Origin of the sequence: Paraliomyxa miuraensis, assembly GCF_026337845.1 — a bacterium.
Lineage (GTDB): Bacteria > Myxococcota_A > Polyangia > Nannocystales > Nannocystaceae > Paraliomyxa > Paraliomyxa miuraensis.
Window position 1 is genome coordinate 467,856 of the sequence record NZ_JAOVZF010000159.1, and the last position, 14,837, is coordinate 482,692.

The 14,837-nt window shown below is 70.8% G+C and carries 11 protein-coding genes; 10 read left to right on the forward strand and 1 reads right to left on the reverse strand.

The window, feature by feature from the left end:
• The first annotated feature begins 82 nt into the window (after positions 1–82).
• The 8 genes from OEB96_RS33100 (at position 83) to OEB96_RS33135 (ending at position 12,505) form a co-directional block, all read left to right on the forward strand.
• Positions 83–1,603 (forward strand): aryl-sulfate sulfotransferase, encoded by a 1,521-nt coding sequence (locus tag OEB96_RS33100; protein WP_266220831.1) that lies wholly within the window; start codon positions 83–85, stop codon positions 1,601–1,603.
• A gap of 59 nt (positions 1,604–1,662) precedes the next feature.
• Positions 1,663–4,077: a hypothetical protein gene (locus OEB96_RS33105; RefSeq protein ID WP_266220832.1), complete on the forward strand. Its 2,415-nt coding sequence runs from the start codon at positions 1,663–1,665 to the stop codon at positions 4,075–4,077.
• A 100-nt stretch (positions 4,078–4,177) separates the two neighbouring features.
• On the forward strand, positions 4,178–4,840 hold the full coding sequence (locus tag OEB96_RS33110; protein ID WP_266220833.1) for a hypothetical protein: 663 nt from the start codon (positions 4,178–4,180) through the stop codon (positions 4,838–4,840).
• A gap of 13 nt (positions 4,841–4,853) precedes the next feature.
• Complete coding sequence (locus tag OEB96_RS33115; protein WP_266220834.1) at positions 4,854–5,513, forward strand: hypothetical protein; 660 nt, start codon at positions 4,854–4,856, stop codon at positions 5,511–5,513.
• A complete protein-coding gene (locus OEB96_RS33120; RefSeq protein ID WP_266220835.1) occupies positions 5,510–6,847 on the forward strand; it encodes a DUF58 domain-containing protein in 1,338 nt (445 codons plus the stop codon). The genes OEB96_RS33115 and OEB96_RS33120 overlap by 4 nt, the downstream gene beginning before the upstream one ends.
• On the forward strand, positions 6,844–9,348 hold the full coding sequence (locus OEB96_RS33125) for a transglutaminase-like domain-containing protein (protein ID WP_266220836.1): 2,505 nt from the start codon (positions 6,844–6,846) through the stop codon (positions 9,346–9,348). The genes OEB96_RS33120 and OEB96_RS33125 overlap by 4 nt, the downstream gene beginning before the upstream one ends.
• A complete protein-coding gene (locus OEB96_RS33130; protein ID WP_266220837.1) occupies positions 9,345–10,388 on the forward strand; it encodes an AAA family ATPase in 1,044 nt (347 codons plus the stop codon). The genes OEB96_RS33125 and OEB96_RS33130 overlap by 4 nt, the downstream gene beginning before the upstream one ends.
• Complete coding sequence (locus OEB96_RS33135) at positions 10,385–12,505, forward strand: ATP-binding protein (protein WP_266220838.1); 2,121 nt, start codon at positions 10,385–10,387, stop codon at positions 12,503–12,505. The genes OEB96_RS33130 and OEB96_RS33135 overlap by 4 nt, the downstream gene beginning before the upstream one ends.
• A 54-nt stretch (positions 12,506–12,559) precedes the next feature.
• On the opposite strand, the gene OEB96_RS33140 is transcribed toward OEB96_RS33135, so the two are convergent.
• The gene (locus OEB96_RS33140; RefSeq protein WP_266220839.1) at positions 12,560–12,976 is read right to left on the reverse strand and encodes a GFA family protein; all 417 of its coding nucleotides are present in this window, start codon (positions 12,974–12,976) and stop codon (positions 12,560–12,562) included.
• Between OEB96_RS33140 and OEB96_RS33145 the strand changes: the two genes are divergently transcribed.
• On the forward strand, positions 12,975–13,814 hold the full coding sequence (locus OEB96_RS33145; protein ID WP_266220840.1) for an RNA polymerase sigma factor: 840 nt from the start codon (positions 12,975–12,977) through the stop codon (positions 13,812–13,814). The genes OEB96_RS33140 and OEB96_RS33145 overlap by 2 nt on opposite strands.
• Before the next feature lie 111 nt (positions 13,815–13,925).
• Entirely contained in the window at positions 13,926–14,837 is a 912-nt protein-coding gene (locus OEB96_RS33150; protein ID WP_266220841.1) for a hypothetical protein, read from the forward strand.

The following is a 14,837-nucleotide window of genomic DNA, read 5'->3' on the forward strand; positions in this document are numbered from 1 at the left end:
TCTTCGCAACGTCGAGGGGGCGACCGACCCAAGGCGTGCGTCTCCTGGCGCAGATCCTCCGCCATTGGCTAGGATCCTCTCCATGGTTTCGTCGATTCGCACCCGTCGAGCGCTCGTCGGCTTCACTGCATCACTCCTGATCGCGTGCGGCGACGATGGCTTGCCAGTGACGTCCGAGGCGAGCTCGAGCACGGGCGACATCACCACCTCGGGTTCCACCGGGACCCCGCCCGGCACCTCCTCCGGCACGGTCGACGAGTCCAGCACCGGCGTGGGCTCGACCACCTCGGACGAGACCACCTCCGGCAGCTCCTCGGGCAGCGAGACCACCGACGGCAGCACGGGCACCACCGGCGAGCCCAGCTTCGCCGACCCGCGCGGCTACACCCTGATCGCCCCGCTCGGCTCGCGCTTCACCTACTTGATGGACGCCGACGGCATGGAGATCAACGCCTGGGAGAGCGCGACCTTTCCGGCCAACTCGGCCTACATGTTGCCCCAGGGGCACATGATCCGGGTCGCACGCGATCCCAGCCCCGCCGTCGAGCTGGTCAGCGGCTCCGGCGGAATCGTCGAGGAGTTCGACTGGGACGGCAACCTCGTGTGGCAGTACGAGCACACCGGCCCCGAGATCCTGGCGCACCACGACATCGCGGTGCTGCCCAATGGGCACGTGCTGATCGTCGCCTACGAGATGCACACGGTGGAGGAAGCCATCGCGGCCGGGCGCGATCCGGCGCACCTGTCGATGGACGGCCTTTGGTCGGATTTCATCGTCGAGGTCGACCCGGCCACCGATCAGATCGTGTGGGAATGGCATGTGTGGGACCACTTGGTCCAGGACTTCGATCCGCTGGCGACCGACTACGACGTGGTGGGCGCTCGACCCGAGCGCATCGACATCAACTGGGTGCGCCCGGGGACCTCGCCTCGCCCCGACTGGACCCACGTCAATGCGGTGGCCTACAACGCGGCGCTCGATCAGATCGTGCTCAGTCCGCGGACCTTCTCCGAGATCTGGATCATCGACCACTCCACGTCCACGCTCGAGGCCGCGGACAGCGTGGGGGGCAACGCGGGACGCGGTGGCGATCTCCTCTATCGCTGGGGCAACCCCGCCACCTACGATGCCGGTGATCCCATCCTCGACCGCCAATTGTGGTTCCAGCACGACCCTCGCTGGATCCCGGCGGGCAAGCCGGGGGCCGAGAACATCCTCGTGTTCGACAACGGCGACCCGGACTTCCGGCCCTACTCGCGGGTGGTGGAGATCGATACCCCCGCCCAGGACGATGGGACCTATCCGCTCGATGGGCTGACCTACGAGCCAGCCGCGCCTTCGTGGATCTACGAGGATCCGGGGACCTTCTTCGCGTCGTTCATCTCGGGGTCCGATCGGATCTCCGACGGGCGCACCCTCGTCTGCGATGGCCCGGCGGGCCGCATCTTCGAGGTCTCCGCCGTGGGCGACGTCGAGTGGGAGTATCAGCTGGGCACCTCGGTGTTCCGGGCCGAGCGCTACGAGGCCGATCATCCCGCATGGGATGGGCTGGGGCCCGAGGATCTCGCACCCAAGGGTCCGCTGATGATCGTGCTCGACTAGGGTCGTTTCTGCTTCCGCTCGAGGGCGTCCTGCCGTACCGTTTTTTGGTGGGCCTGCGAATGAAGTCGAGGGTATGGGGGCGATTGGGGCTGGGGACGCTGCTCGTCCTCGGTGCGTGTACCGACGACATTCCTGCGCTCCCGCCGGCCGGGAGCACGGGGACGGGAGAGACCGAGGTCGGGACCCCGACCGAGGGGCCGACCGGAGAGTCGACCAGCGTCGGACCCGGCTCGGGCACGGGGAGCACGAGCGATACCACCGGACCGGCCGATACCACGGCCGACGACTCCACGACGAGCGAGCCCACGTCCGGTGAGTCCACCGCCAGCGACTCGACCGGTCCCGGCGTGGTGTGTGGCGACGACGTCGTCGGGGCCGGCGAGCAGTGCGATGGCAACGACCTCGGCGGCGAGGACTGCATCTCGCAGGGCTTCGACGCGGGCGAGCTCGCGTGCGCCGGCGACTGCACCTTCGACGCCACCGACTGCGTCACGTTCACGTGCGGCAACGACGTCATCGAAGGGGCAGAGGCGTGCGACGGGGTCGAGCTCGCGGGCGAGGATTGCCTGACCCAGGGCTTCGATGCCGGCGCGCTCGCGTGCGCGGGCGACTGCACCCTCGACACCACGGGCTGCGTCACGTTCATGTGCGGCAACGACCTCGTCGAGGGGGCCGAGGCGTGCGATGGATCCGACCTGGGAGGCGAGGATTGCCTGACCCAGGGCTTCGATGCCGGCATGATCGCGTGCGCGGGCGACTGTTCCCTCGACACCAGCGGCTGCGTCACGTTCATGTGCGGCAATGGGATGATCGAGGGCATGGAGGCGTGCGACGGCGTCGACCTCGGCGGACAGACGTGCATCGGCCAGGGGTTCGATGCGGGCATGCTGGGCTGCACGCCGGGCTGCGCCTTCGACACCAGCGGCTGCGTCACGTTCACGTGCGGCAACGGGGTGATCGAGGGCATGGAGTCCTGCGACGGGGCCGACCTGGGCGGGCAGACGTGCAGCTCCCAGGGGTTCGATGCGGGCGCCCTGGGCTGCACGCCGGGCTGTGTCTTCGATACCGGCGGTTGCATCACGTTCACGTGCGGCGACGGGGTGATCCAGGGCGCAGAGGTCTGCGATGGCGCCAGCCTCGGCGGCGAGAGCTGTGCCACCCAGGGCTTCGACGGCGGCGTCCTGGGCTGCCAGGCCGACTGCTCGGGCCTCGACACCTCGGCCTGCACCAACTTCGGCGGCGACTGCTGTGCGGCCAATGGGACGCCGGGGTGTGACGATCTGGGCTGTGCCAATGCGGTCTGCCTGTTCAATCCCTCGTGCTGCAACGTCACGTGGGATGCGGCCTGTGCCGCGGCGGCGGCGGGCGAGCTCGCGTGCCAGGGCGTGGGCGGCTCGTGTCCGGGCGGCGGTCCCGTGTGCGGCAACGGTGTGGTCGAGGCGGGCGAGTTCTGCGACGGCGCCGACCTGGCCGGTGAGGACTGCACCACGCTGGGCTTTGCCGGGGGCGTGCTGGCGTGCAACCCCGACTGCCTGAGCTTCGACACCAGCGGCTGCATGGGCATCGGCTTCTCGGGTGACTGCTGCGCGGCCAACGGCACGCCCGGCTGCGACGACCCGGCGTGCACCAATGCGATCTGTGCGATCGACCCGTTCTGCTGCAGCAACCAGTGGGATGGGATCTGCGCCAACGAGGCGATCGCCGAGCCCATCTGCGCCGGAGCCGGTGGCTCGTGCGGGGCCCCGTTCGCCTGTGCGGACGAGGACATCGGCAGCACCACGGGCGCGGCGGTGACCTCGGGCAACACGGGGGGCGACGACAACGACCTCGATGGATCGTGCGGGGGGGCGGGCGGCAACGACCGCGTCATCACCTTCACCGCCCCGGTCGCCGGGACGTACACGTTCGATACGTTCGGGTCGGGCTACGACACCAAGCTCAGCCTGTTCTCCAACTGCACGACCGAGATCTCGTGCAACGACGATGCGGTCGGCCTGCAGTCGCAGCTCCAGCTCGACATGGCGGCGGGGCAGACCGTGCTCGTCGTCGTGGACGGCTTCAACGGGGCCACCGGGGCCTGGGTGCTCAACATCACCGCGCCCGGTGCTGGTGGCTTTGCCTGCGCGGACGAGGACATCGGCAGCGCCACGGGCGCGGCGGTGACCTCGGGCAACACCGGGGCCGACGACGACGACCTCGACGGCTCGTGCGGTGGGACCAGCGGCAACGATCGCGTCGTCCTGTTCACGGCACCCGCGGCGGCCCTGTTCACGTTCGATACGTTCGGATCGGGCTACGACACCAAGCTCAGCCTGTTCTCCGACTGTGGGTCCGAGATCTCGTGCAACGACGACACGGGCGGCGGTCTGCAGTCGCAGCTGACGCTCAACATGGCGGCCGGGGAGCAAGTGCTGGTGGTGGTGGACGGCTTCAACGGGGCCACCGGCAACTGGGTGCTCAACATCGCCCCGTAGCGCGGCCGAGCGACGTGCGATGGGCCAGGGTCTCGCTCGCGGGGCCCGGCCGCGTCGTGCTCGACGAAGGCGAGCGCGTCTGCGACCATTCGAAGCACCCATGGCTCGACCGCGACGTGCCCGGATCCAGTCGACGTTGGGCGGGCTCGCCCTCGGGGCGTTCGTCGTGCTCTCGGCGATGCCCCGTCGCGCTCCGGCCGGCACCGTGGCGGAGCAGCGCGCTCGGCTGCCCCCTCCGGCGCAGTGCGAGGATCCCGTGGAGGGGATCTGGAAGTCCCACGACTTTCGCGAGTGGCGGCGGCAGTGGACGATCTTCACCCTCGAGATCCATCGGATCGACGGCACCCCGAACCTGCGGGGCACGATCCGCAACGAGAGCTGGCGCGGCGATGCCAACCAGAGCGAGCCCGGGGCCTGCGAGGGCGAGCTGCGCTACGACGTCTCGATGGATGCCGAGGGGCGGGTCGAGAGCGGGCAGATCCAGTTCGGTGGCATCGGTCAGTGGCGGCTCGATGCGGTCCTGTGCGGGGAGTTCATCGGCGGCTACAACCTCGACAACTTCACCGGGCCGCTGGATCCCGAGCTGCTCGAGTTCCAGTCGGTCAACAACGATGGTGGGGTCTCGGTGAACGAGCCCACCGTGTTTCGTCGGATCGAGTGCCTCGACGCGCCCAAGGGCGAGGAGGCCAAGATCGTGGTCCAGCCGCCCGCGTTCTATCCGCCCGAGGAGGGTGAGGGCCGCGGTGGGTGCGGGGGCGGATGAGCGGGTGATGACCATGCCTCGGCCTCGGTGCACCCGCCTTCAGTCGGCGCTCGGGCTCGGCGCCCTCGCGGCATTCGTGCTGATGGCCGCGGCCCCGCGTCGGGCACCCGCGGGCACGGTGGCGGAGCAGCGTGCCCGGCTGCCGCCGCCCGTGCAGTGCGAGCAATCGATCGAGGGGATCTGGAAGTCGCACGACTACCGGGCCGATCGGCGGGAGTGGACCATCTTCACCCTCGAGGTCCACCGGGTCGACGGCACCGATGCGCTGCGCGGCACCATCCACAACCAGACCTGGTATGCCGACGCGGATCAGAGCGAGCCCGGGCCCTGCATCGGTGAGCTGCATCGCAAGATCTCGATGGACGCGGTGGGGTTCGTGCGCGGCGAGCAGATCGAGTTCGGCGGGGTGGGGCAGTGGCGCCTCGACGAGGTGATCTGCGGTGATTCCGAGCTCGGCTACAACCTCGACGTCTTCACCGGACCGATCGACGCGGAGCTGCTCGAGTTCCAGGCCGTCAACAACGACGGCGGGGTGGCGGTCGACGAGCCCACCGTGTTTCGCAGGATCGGGTGCTTGCCTGCGCTCGAGGCCGACGATCCTCGCGTGGTGGTGACGCCGCCGGCGTTCTATCCCCCCGAGGAATCCCAGGCGGGAGGCTGCGGGGGCCGATGAGCCGCGACCGTCGCTCGCAGGGGGCCCGTCCGTGGCTGCGCCCGCGCTCCTCGACCGCGCGCGTGGTCGCGGCCGCGAGGCGAGCCGTCGACGCGTTCCCCCTCACCAGCCTGGGCGTGGTGGTGATCTCCGGGGCATCCATCGCCCTGCTCCACTATGGCATCGACCGCCTCGACCTCGTGCTGCTGGTCGTGGGCGGAGCCTTCATCGCGCTCACGGGCCTTTCGTTGCTGGCGGTGGTGAGCACCTCGATCGGGCTGTGGGCGCACCTGCGGCGGCGTACGGCGGCGACCGAGGCGGTGGAGGTGGAGTGCGGCCATCCGCATCGCACCGGCTTCTCGCTGGGGGTGGTGCGCTGGCTGCCGTTCGTCGACGTCACGTGGACCTGGGTGGAGCCACCGGCCGAGCTTCGCATCACGGTCGATCGCGGCCGTCTGATCGAGGAGGTCACCGGCCAGCGGCGCGGGGTGGTGGCGGGGGTGGTGCGCCGGATGGTCGTGCGCGACTCCTTTGGTCTTTGTGCGATCGCGTGGACGTGGCGCGACGATCAGCCGCTGCGGTTCGTGCCCACGGTGGGAGCGCTGCGCACGATCGAGGTCATTCGCGGGATGTCGGCCGGCGAGGAGCTGCCGCACCCCGAGGCCCCGGCCGAGGGCGGGCCGTTCGACATGCGGCACTACGCGCCCGGGGATCCGATCCGCTTCGTGCTGTGGAAGGTGTTTGCCAAGTCGCGCGAGCTGCTGGTGCGCACGCCGGAGCGCGCGCTCGAGCCGGCGCGTCAGACCGCCGCGTACCTCGTGACCAGCCGTGCCGACGAGGCCGCGGCGGGGGCCGCCCGGCTGGCGGTGGCCGCCGGGGTGCTGGGTACGGGGTGGTCGCTGGGGGCCGATGGTTGCCCCGAGCCCGCGACCACCCCGGGCATGGCGCTCGACGTGCTCACCCGCTCGGCGTCGACCCCCGAGGATCGGGGAGGCAACGACCTCGCGGAGTTCCTGTCCCACCACGCGAGCCGCGACACCTCGCGCTTGGTGGTGTTCGTACCCGGGCGCCCCGGGCCCTGGCTCGGTCCCGTGGCCGCGGCCGTGCGCAGCCATGGAGCGCGGCTCGAGCTGGTGATCGGCGTCGACGGGATCTCGCGGGTTCGCCCGCGCGGACTGGAGCGACTGCTGCGTCGCGCCGACGGGACGACGGCCGCCACCGGCGAGACCGAGGTGCTGGTGACCGAGTTGCAAGAGGTGCTGCACGCGCTGCGTGGAGCCACCGTCACCGTGGTGGATCGCAGGGCGGGGCAGATCTTCACTGCCGACCACCTGCGTGCGATGGAGGCCGCATGACCGGGCGTGTCCGCGTGCATTGGGGACGGATCCCGCTGTTGCTGCTGCGGCTGCTGGTCCTCGGCGGTGCGGCGGGGGCCGTGACCTTCGGCGTGGTGGGCTCCTGGGGAGTCGTCGCGGCCGTGGTGGGGACGGTCCTCGGGGCGGTGCTGGGGCAGGTGGTCTCGGGCTCGCGAGTCCGGCTTCCCTTGCTGTTGCTCGGGGCGGTCGCGCTTTGGGGGGTCGGCGCCCTGGTGGCACGCCTGTCGGTGACGAGCCCCTGGTTGGTCGATGCCCTGGGACCCAGCTCGGCGCTGCGCGTGGCCACGGCCGCTCGCTTCGGGGCCGGTGCGGCCGCACTGGCGGCCGCGCTGCGCATGATGGCCGCACGGGTGCCGGCGCTGCTGGGCGTCGAGCTCGCCGCCATCGTGGTGGCGGTGGTGCTGCCGCTGGCCTCGCACCGCGACGGCCTGGTGGAGCGACCGCTGTGGCTCTCGGACTGGGCCTGGCACCTGGGCTACGACCCCGCGCACGTGCTGCTCGCCATCGGCGGCGCCGTGGCGGTGGTGGTGGGCGGGCTGCTCATGGCGCGCGGCGGTGACCAGCGGGTCTCGCCGACCTCGTGGGCGGGTCTGCTCTTGCTGGTGCTGCTGGGGGTGTCGATGGTCGACGTGGCCGGACTGCCCAAGCCACAGGCCGGCAACGATCTCGGCCTGACCGGCAACGAGGAAGGCGACGATCCCCTGCCCACCGATCCGGGCAATTGGCCGGGCGGTAGCCGGGGGGAACAGCGCAACGAGGGCAAGGGCGGCGGCGCTCGCCCGGAGCAGGGTGAGGGCAAGGGTGGCGGCGCTCGCCCGGAGCAGGGCGAGGGCAAGGGCGGCGGTGGCCAGCCCGAGCAGGGCGAGGGCAAGGGCGGTGGTGGCCAGCCCCAGCAAGGCGAGGGCAAGGGCGGCGGTGGCCAACCCCAGCAGGGCGAGGGCAAGGGCGGCGGCGGCCAACCCCAGCAAGGCGAGGGCAAGGGCGGTCAGCCACAGGAGAGCAAGGGAGGCGGCGGCCAGCCCCAGCAAGGCGAGGGCAAGGGCGGCGGTGGCCAGCCTCCACCCGAGCCGCCACGGATCGACGATGACACGCCCCCCAGCGGCGGCTCTCCGGCGCCGATGGCCGTGGTGCTGTTCGGCGACGACTACACGCCGCCCTCGGGAGGCTTCTACTTCCGACAAGACGTCTGGTCGCACTGGAACGGCTCTCGCCTGGTCGACAGCCGGCGCCCCGACGTCGACCGTGACGTTCCCCGGAGCTTTCCGTCCACGCCCACCGAGGTCGTCGAGCCCCCGCCCGAGGAGGGGCGGCAGACGGTGACCGGCCGGGTGTTCCTGGCCGTCAAGCACAACAAGCCATTCGCCCTCGAGGGGCCGGCGAGCCTCGCCCCCGAGCGCAACCCCGAGCCCAGCCGGTTCGTGCGGGCCTATCGCTTCGAGTCGCGGGCGCAGACCATCGAGTATCCCGCGCTGGCCGGTCGGGCCTCGGCCGATCCCACCTGGACCGAGGACGTGCGCGACTACTACGTGCGCACCCCCGAGGACTCGCGCTACGCGGCGCTGGCCGAGGAGATCGTGGCGGCGCTGCCCGAGGACGTGCGCGGCGATCCCTTCGCCCAGGCCCTGGCGATCAAGCTGTGGCTCGACGAGCACATCACCTACTCCACCGCCGAGCGCCATGCGGGAGCGGCCGATCCCACCGCCGACTTCCTGTTCGGCAGCCGCATCGGGTACTGCGTGCACATCGCCCACGCGGCCGTGATGCTGTGGCGCTCCCGGGGCATCGCCGCGCGCGTGGGGGCCGGCTACCACGGCTCGCCCGATGATCTGCGGGGCGCGGCGCTGGTCCTGCGCAGCGGCGATGCCCACGCGTGGCCCGAGCTCTACCTCGAGGGCGTGGGCTGGATCGTGCTCGACATTGCGCCGCAGCAGAGCCTCGACCCTCCGCCCGAGCCGGGGGACGACGATCTCACCGAGCAGCTCGCCGAGCTCGCCCGATCCGAGGAGGGGACGTCGCCGAACGATCCGACCGAGTCGACCCCCAAGGCCACGCCGGGCCTGCCGATGCCCCGCGTCTTGCTGGCCGTGCTCCTCGCGATGCTGGTGGGCCTCTACCTCGTCAAGCTCTGGCGGCGCCTGGCTCCGCTGTGGACGCGAGGTCCGGCATTGCCACGGGTGGCCTATCGCCGCGCGCTCGATCAGCTCGCCGAGGTGGGGATCGCTCGGCAGCTCGGTGAGACGCGGACCTCGTTCGCGGCGCGGGCCCGCAACCTGGCGCCCTCGCTGCCCGCCCTGGCGGCGCTGTCCGAGGCGGCCCTGCTCGGCAATCCCATGATCGATCCCCGTGCGCGCCCGGAGCTCCAGCGCTCCACGTGGTTCCAGGCCTTGCGCACGCTCTCCCATGACTTGCGAGCCCACGTCCCCGCGCGCCGGCGACTGCTGGGCCTCATCAACCCGATCTCGTTCTGGCAGGTACGATGACCGACCCAAGCACCGCCGACTCGGACTTCCAACAAAGCGAGCACATCACGCACACGCTCGCCCCGCCCGTCACCGATCTGAACGGGTGCTCGGGGGTGGCCCATCGCCTGCGCCAGCGGCTGCAGGCCATGGTCCGCGGGCGCAACGACGTGATCGAGCTGGTGATCATCGCGCTGCTCTCCGACGGTCACGTCTTGCTCGAGGACTACCCGGGCTCGGGCAAGACCACCCTGGCCAAGGCGCTCGGCGATGCGATCATCGACGATCGGCCCGACGACGACATCGTCACGATCCGCCGCATCCAATTCACGCCGGACCTCCTGCCCTCGGACGTGACGGGCTCGACCATCTTCGACCCCAATACCAATCGCTTCTTCTTCCGGCCCGGTCCGATCTTCGCCCACATCGTGCTGGCCGACGAGATCAACCGCACCACGCCCAAGGTGCAGTCGGCCCTGCTCGAGGCCATGGCCGAGAAGCAGACCACCTGCGACAACCGCACCCGCAAGCTCGACGACCTGTTCTTCGTGGTCGCCACCCAGAACCCGCTGGATCTGGCCGGGACGTTCCCGCTGCCCTCGGCGCAGCTCGATCGCTTCCTGTTCAAGATCAAGATGCGCCACATCGATCGTCAGAGCGAGCTCGAGATCCTCGCCAGCATTCGCGCGCGCAAGGAGTCGCCCGGGGACGAGCTGCCTCGCGTCACCCGGACCGAGATCCTCGATTCCCGTGCGGTGATCGAGCAGCACGTGCACGTCGATGCCCGCGTTCGCGAGTGCCTGGTCGACATCGCCAACCACACGCGCGCCCACCCGCAGGTGCTGCAGGGCGTGTCGACCCGCGCGCTGGTGCTGATGATCCCCGCGCTGCAGGCCCGGGCGATGGCCCAGGGACGCAACTACGTGGGAGCGGACGACGTGTGGGCGTTGGCACCGCTGGTGTTCGGCCACCGCCTGGCCCTCGCGCCGGGTGCCGAGGCCATGGAAGAAGTCGTCCGGCAGTGCTGCGCCCAGCCCCTGGAGGCCCTCTCCCGCGCATGACACGGGGACTCACCAGGATGCTCACCCGGCCGCTCACCAAGGGCGCGCTCGTCGTGGGGTGGTCGCTGCTGGCCAGCGCGTGGCTCGGTGCCACGGCGTGCCGGGAGCCGACGGCTCGGGTCACCACCTCGGGACCCACCGGCCCCTACGTCCCCAGCGAGCGCGAGCTCGAGGTGTTTCAGCTCTATCAGGACGACAAGCTCATCACCGCACGGCGCAAGGTCGACGAGCTGCTCGACGAGGATCCCTACTCGATCCTGGGTCACTACGTGCTGGGCCAGGTGCTGCGGCAATCGGACGGCGCACTCCCGCAGGCGATGGAGCACCTGGGGCGGGCACGGGAGCTGTTCGAGACCCGCTACCCCGAGTTTCCCCTGCCGGAGGACGGCCCCCGCGAGCTGCACCGCGAGGTGTTGTTCGCCGCCCAGGGGATCGCCGGCGAGCTCGAGCAGTTCGAGTATCAGCTCGAGCTGCTCGACTTCTACGATGCGCTCTACAAGCCCAAGCTCACCGCCGAGCACGCGTGGCCGCTGATGCGCTTGCGTCGCTACGAGGAAGCCCGCGGCTTCGCTCGGCAGGCGACCGAGTCCTCGCTGCCCAACAGCCGCTCGATGGGCCTCAATGCGCTGTGCGCCATCGAGGGCGAGGCCTCCGAGCGAGAGCCGCGCTACGAGGCATGCCTGGCCGCCTACGAAGACGCGGCGGCACGGGCCCAGAACGATCCCGAGATGGCCGGCCCCCACGAGCGCACGCCGCTGGCCGTGCACGCCTACAATGCCGCCATGGCGGCGGCCGCGGTGCTGCGCCCCGACGAGGTCGAGCGGCTGGCCAAGGCAGGGACCTTGCGCCTCGACTTCACGCCGGCCAATCCGTGGCGCTTGCTGGTGCGTCTCTACGTGGATCAGGCGCGCATCGACGAGGGGCTCTCGGCGCTCGAGGAGATGCAGCGCTGGCGTCAGCGGCAGCCTCCCTATCTCCGCGATCAGGACCGGGCCGAGACCGACGTGGCCCAGGCCACGCTGTTGCTCGTGGTGGGTCGCACGGAGGCGGGCCTGCGGCTGACCGATCGTGCGATCGCGCGGCCCGATCGACGCGGTCTGAGCTCCAGCACGGGCGAGCAGGCGGCCGGGGCTCATGCGCTCCTGCGACTGGCGTTGCGACGGACGCACGAGGCCCTGCGGGCCGAGCGAGCCACCTGGGGAGCGGGAGTCGACGAGGACGAGCCGAGCCTGCTCTCACCGGTCGGGCGCGCTGCGCAGGACCTCGCCGATCGCGAGCGGATCCGGACCCTGCTCACCGACGAGGCGCGGCTGCTCGCGACCTTCCGGGTTCACGTGCTCGGGGGGCTCGAGCCGGTGCCCACCTGGCTGGTCGGCGACCTGGTGGAGCTACTGGGGCCCGGAGTTGCCGCGGTCGTGATCCGACAGGCGAGCGCGCTCGACTACGGCGCTCGCTTTGCCGGCTTCTACGCGGCGCTGCGGGCCGAGGTGGCGCTGGCCGATGGTGATGAGGCGGAGGCGCTGCGGCAGGTGGAGTCCTCGCTGCGGGATCTGCCGCCGACCGAGGTGCTCTTGCGGGCACGGGTGGCGGCGGTGGGTGCCGCGGCATCGGCCGACGAGGGCAACGCGAGCCAGGAGCAGCGCTATCTCGCGTCCGTGATGCAGCTCGATCCCGGCACGATCCGCCGGCAGGGGCTCTCGATTCCGGTCACCATCCGCAGCGGTGCGTCGGGGTCGGTGGCGTCCGAGGTGGAGCAGCGGCTCTCGAGCTCGCCGCGCCTGCGGGTGGGCTCGGGGGGCTTTGGGCTGATGATCGAGGGCGAGGGACGGGCCTTGCGCCTGTGCCTCTCCACGCCCGAGGGCGCCGAGCTGTCGTGCACCGCGGTGGATCTTCGCGAGGCGCGAAGCGAGCCGGCCGTCGAGGGGGAGGAGGGCGAGCCGATCACGGACGCCGAAGCGGTGGCGCGCACGCTGCAGGCGTTCCACGAGCGCGCCTTCGGCTTTGGGCTCGAGCTGTCGGCCCTCGACCTGCGCTCGCTCGACGGCCGCACCGTGGTGGCCGAGGAAGCGGCGCGGGAGAAGATGCGCGCGGTGCTCGAGCAGGTTGCGAGCGACTGAGGTCGATCGCGAGCAGCGCTCCGCTCGGGTGGCGCCGGTCGTGGTGCTTCGGGCTCAGGGCGGCGCGAGCCGGGCCAGCGTCTCGGCTTCGGTCCAGCGCGCGTGCTCTCCGGCGAAGGCATAGCCCTCGGGCTTGCTGTCGATGAAGATCTCCAGCACGAGCTGGAACGGCGACTGATCGTCGAATGCACCCACGCTCATCATGTAGGCCTGCGTCGGCTTGAGGAAGTAGAACAGCGCCGTGCCGCAGCGTCGGCAGAAGCCCCGCTCGGCCCAGCTCGACGACTCGTACCTCGCCAGGTGCTCGGCACCCTCGAACTCGACGCCGTCGGTGTTGGCCGCGAAGAACGGCGCACCACCCGACCAGCGGCGGCACATGCCGCAGTGGCACGCATGATGGTGGGCCTCCACGCCCGTCGCAGTGAAGCGAACCGCTCCGCACAGACACCCGCCGCTGCTCGTCGTCGTCATGCGGCACATCGTATCCCAGCCCGGTGCGGGCGAGGCGGTGGACGTGGGGGACGTCGACACGCGAGGAGCGCTGCTGACGGGGCCCGGGATGCCACCACCTACGATCACCCGGCATTCCATGGCACCCTACGCCGCGATGGGCGGCCGGTTTCCGACCACTCGCTGGAGCGTGGTGCTCGGCGCAGCCCAGGGATCGGACGGTCCCCGCCGAGCCCTGCACGAGCTGTGCGCGGCCTATTGGCGACCGCTCCATGCGTTCGTGCGACGCGACGGGATGTCTGCCGAGGACGCCGAGGACGTGGTGCAGGGCTTCTTGACGTCGCTCCTGTCGGGCAACGCCATGGCGGGTGTCGATCGCGAGCGCGGACGCTTTCGTTCGTACTTGCTCGGGGCGTTGCGCCACTTCCTGGCCAACGAGCGTGCTCGGGCCGCGACGCAGAGGCGCGGCGGAGGACGGGCGCCGTTGCCCGTGACCATCGATCACGAGCAGGTGATGCTCGAGGTCCCCACCGATCGCACCCCCGAGGAGGCGTATGCCTACGCCTGGGCCATGGAGATCCTCCGGCGCACGCGCGAGCGACTGGGGGAACGCTACGCCGAGGAGGATCGCTCGGCGCTCTTCGAGGCGTTGTCGCCGTTCTTGCTCGACGGCGACACTCCTCGCTATCGCGAGGTCGCGGCACGGCTGTCGATGACCGAGGCCCATGCCCGGGTGGCGGTGCACCGCCTGCGTACTGCGTTTGGTGCCGCCTTGCGCGCGGAGGTTGCCGACACGGTGGTCTCCGACGCCGACATCGACGACGAGCTGCGCGCGGTGATCGACGCGATCCGGCGCTGAACGGGTCATGGTGGCGGTTTCGAGGTTCATCCCAGCCGCGTGTGCGCTGACTCTCGATGTCTTTTCCCCAGGCGCCCGTTACGGTGGCGTTCGGTTCCTTCAGGAGTCCGCATGACGAGCTCCCGCCCACTCCTCCCGCTCTCTGCCCTGTTGTTCGCTGGCGCGTTGGCCGGTTGCGATCACGAGCCGGTCGACGACGAACCGCTCGACGCCGACCGAGTCGCCGCCGAGCCACCGAACGCCGAGCTGGTCGACGCCGACCGGATCACGGTCGAGTCGATCGATGCTCACGTGGTCGGTCACCTGGATCTGGGGGCGTTGATGTCGGCCCCCTGGCTCTCGGAGGCGATGAAGGACGCCACGCTGGCCATGGATGCCAAGCTCGGGCCGTGCGCGGACGTGCTGCGGCAGGCCGATTCCGTGACGTTCGGGGCGAAGAAGGAGGAGGCATTCGAGGCCTACGTGGTGGGCTCGTTCGATGCCGCCGCGGCCAACGCCTGCGGCGATCGCATCGATGCAGAGGTCGATCGCCATGCCACACGGCTCCACGGGCATCCCAGGCCCGAGGCCGTGCTCCTGGCCGATGGCGTATTCGTGGTGTTCGGCGGCGACCTCACGCCCTCCCGCGACCGTCTCGCGAGGCTGCACGCGGCCGATCCCAGCTCGGGCCAGCCGCTGTGGGTCGCGGCGAACATGGCCGGCAGCGGTCGTCCCGTCGAGCAGGTCAGGGCCTGGGCCAACCCTGCCAGGGGACTGCACGTGCACGCGAAGGTGGTGTTCGCCGACGAGCAGAAGGCGGCGGAAGTCTACGGCAAGGCCAATCTCGGCCTGGCTGCGATGAGCATGTCGAGCGAGGTCGGCGAGCTTTCGTCGGCCGTCGACCTCCGCTCGAACGGCAGGGAGATCACCGCCAACGTCGAGCTGACCGACGAGCAGATGAAGACCGTGGTCGCCAAGGGCAAGGCCCGACACCACGCCCGACACGCGCACGACGGCGTGCGCGTCGAGATCGACGCCGACTAG

Bases quoted from the DNA above. Each gene is read 5' to 3' on its own strand.
- OEB96_RS33100 (WP_266220831.1), top strand. From the start codon at position 83: ATGGTTTCGTCGATTCGCACCCGTCGAGCGCTCGTCGGCTTCACTGCA.
- OEB96_RS33105 (WP_266220832.1), top strand. From the start codon at position 1,663: ATGAAGTCGAGGGTATGGGGGCGATTGGGGCTGGGGACGCTGCTCGTC.
- OEB96_RS33110 (WP_266220833.1), top strand. From the start codon at position 4,178: ATGGCTCGACCGCGACGTGCCCGGATCCAGTCGACGTTGGGCGGGCTC.
- OEB96_RS33115 (WP_266220834.1), top strand. From the start codon at position 4,854: ATGCCTCGGCCTCGGTGCACCCGCCTTCAGTCGGCGCTCGGGCTCGGC.
- OEB96_RS33120 (WP_266220835.1), top strand. From the start codon at position 5,510: ATGAGCCGCGACCGTCGCTCGCAGGGGGCCCGTCCGTGGCTGCGCCCG.
- OEB96_RS33125 (WP_266220836.1), top strand. From the start codon at position 6,844: ATGACCGGGCGTGTCCGCGTGCATTGGGGACGGATCCCGCTGTTGCTG.
- OEB96_RS33130 (WP_266220837.1), top strand. From the start codon at position 9,345: ATGACCGACCCAAGCACCGCCGACTCGGACTTCCAACAAAGCGAGCAC.
- OEB96_RS33135 (WP_266220838.1), top strand. From the start codon at position 10,385: ATGACACGGGGACTCACCAGGATGCTCACCCGGCCGCTCACCAAGGGC.
- OEB96_RS33145 (WP_266220840.1), top strand. From the start codon at position 12,975: ATGCGGCACATCGTATCCCAGCCCGGTGCGGGCGAGGCGGTGGACGTG.
- OEB96_RS33140 (WP_266220839.1), bottom strand. From the start codon at position 12,976: ATGACGACGACGAGCAGCGGCGGGTGTCTGTGCGGAGCGGTTCGCTTC.
- OEB96_RS33150 (WP_266220841.1), top strand. From the start codon at position 13,926: ATGACGAGCTCCCGCCCACTCCTCCCGCTCTCTGCCCTGTTGTTCGCT.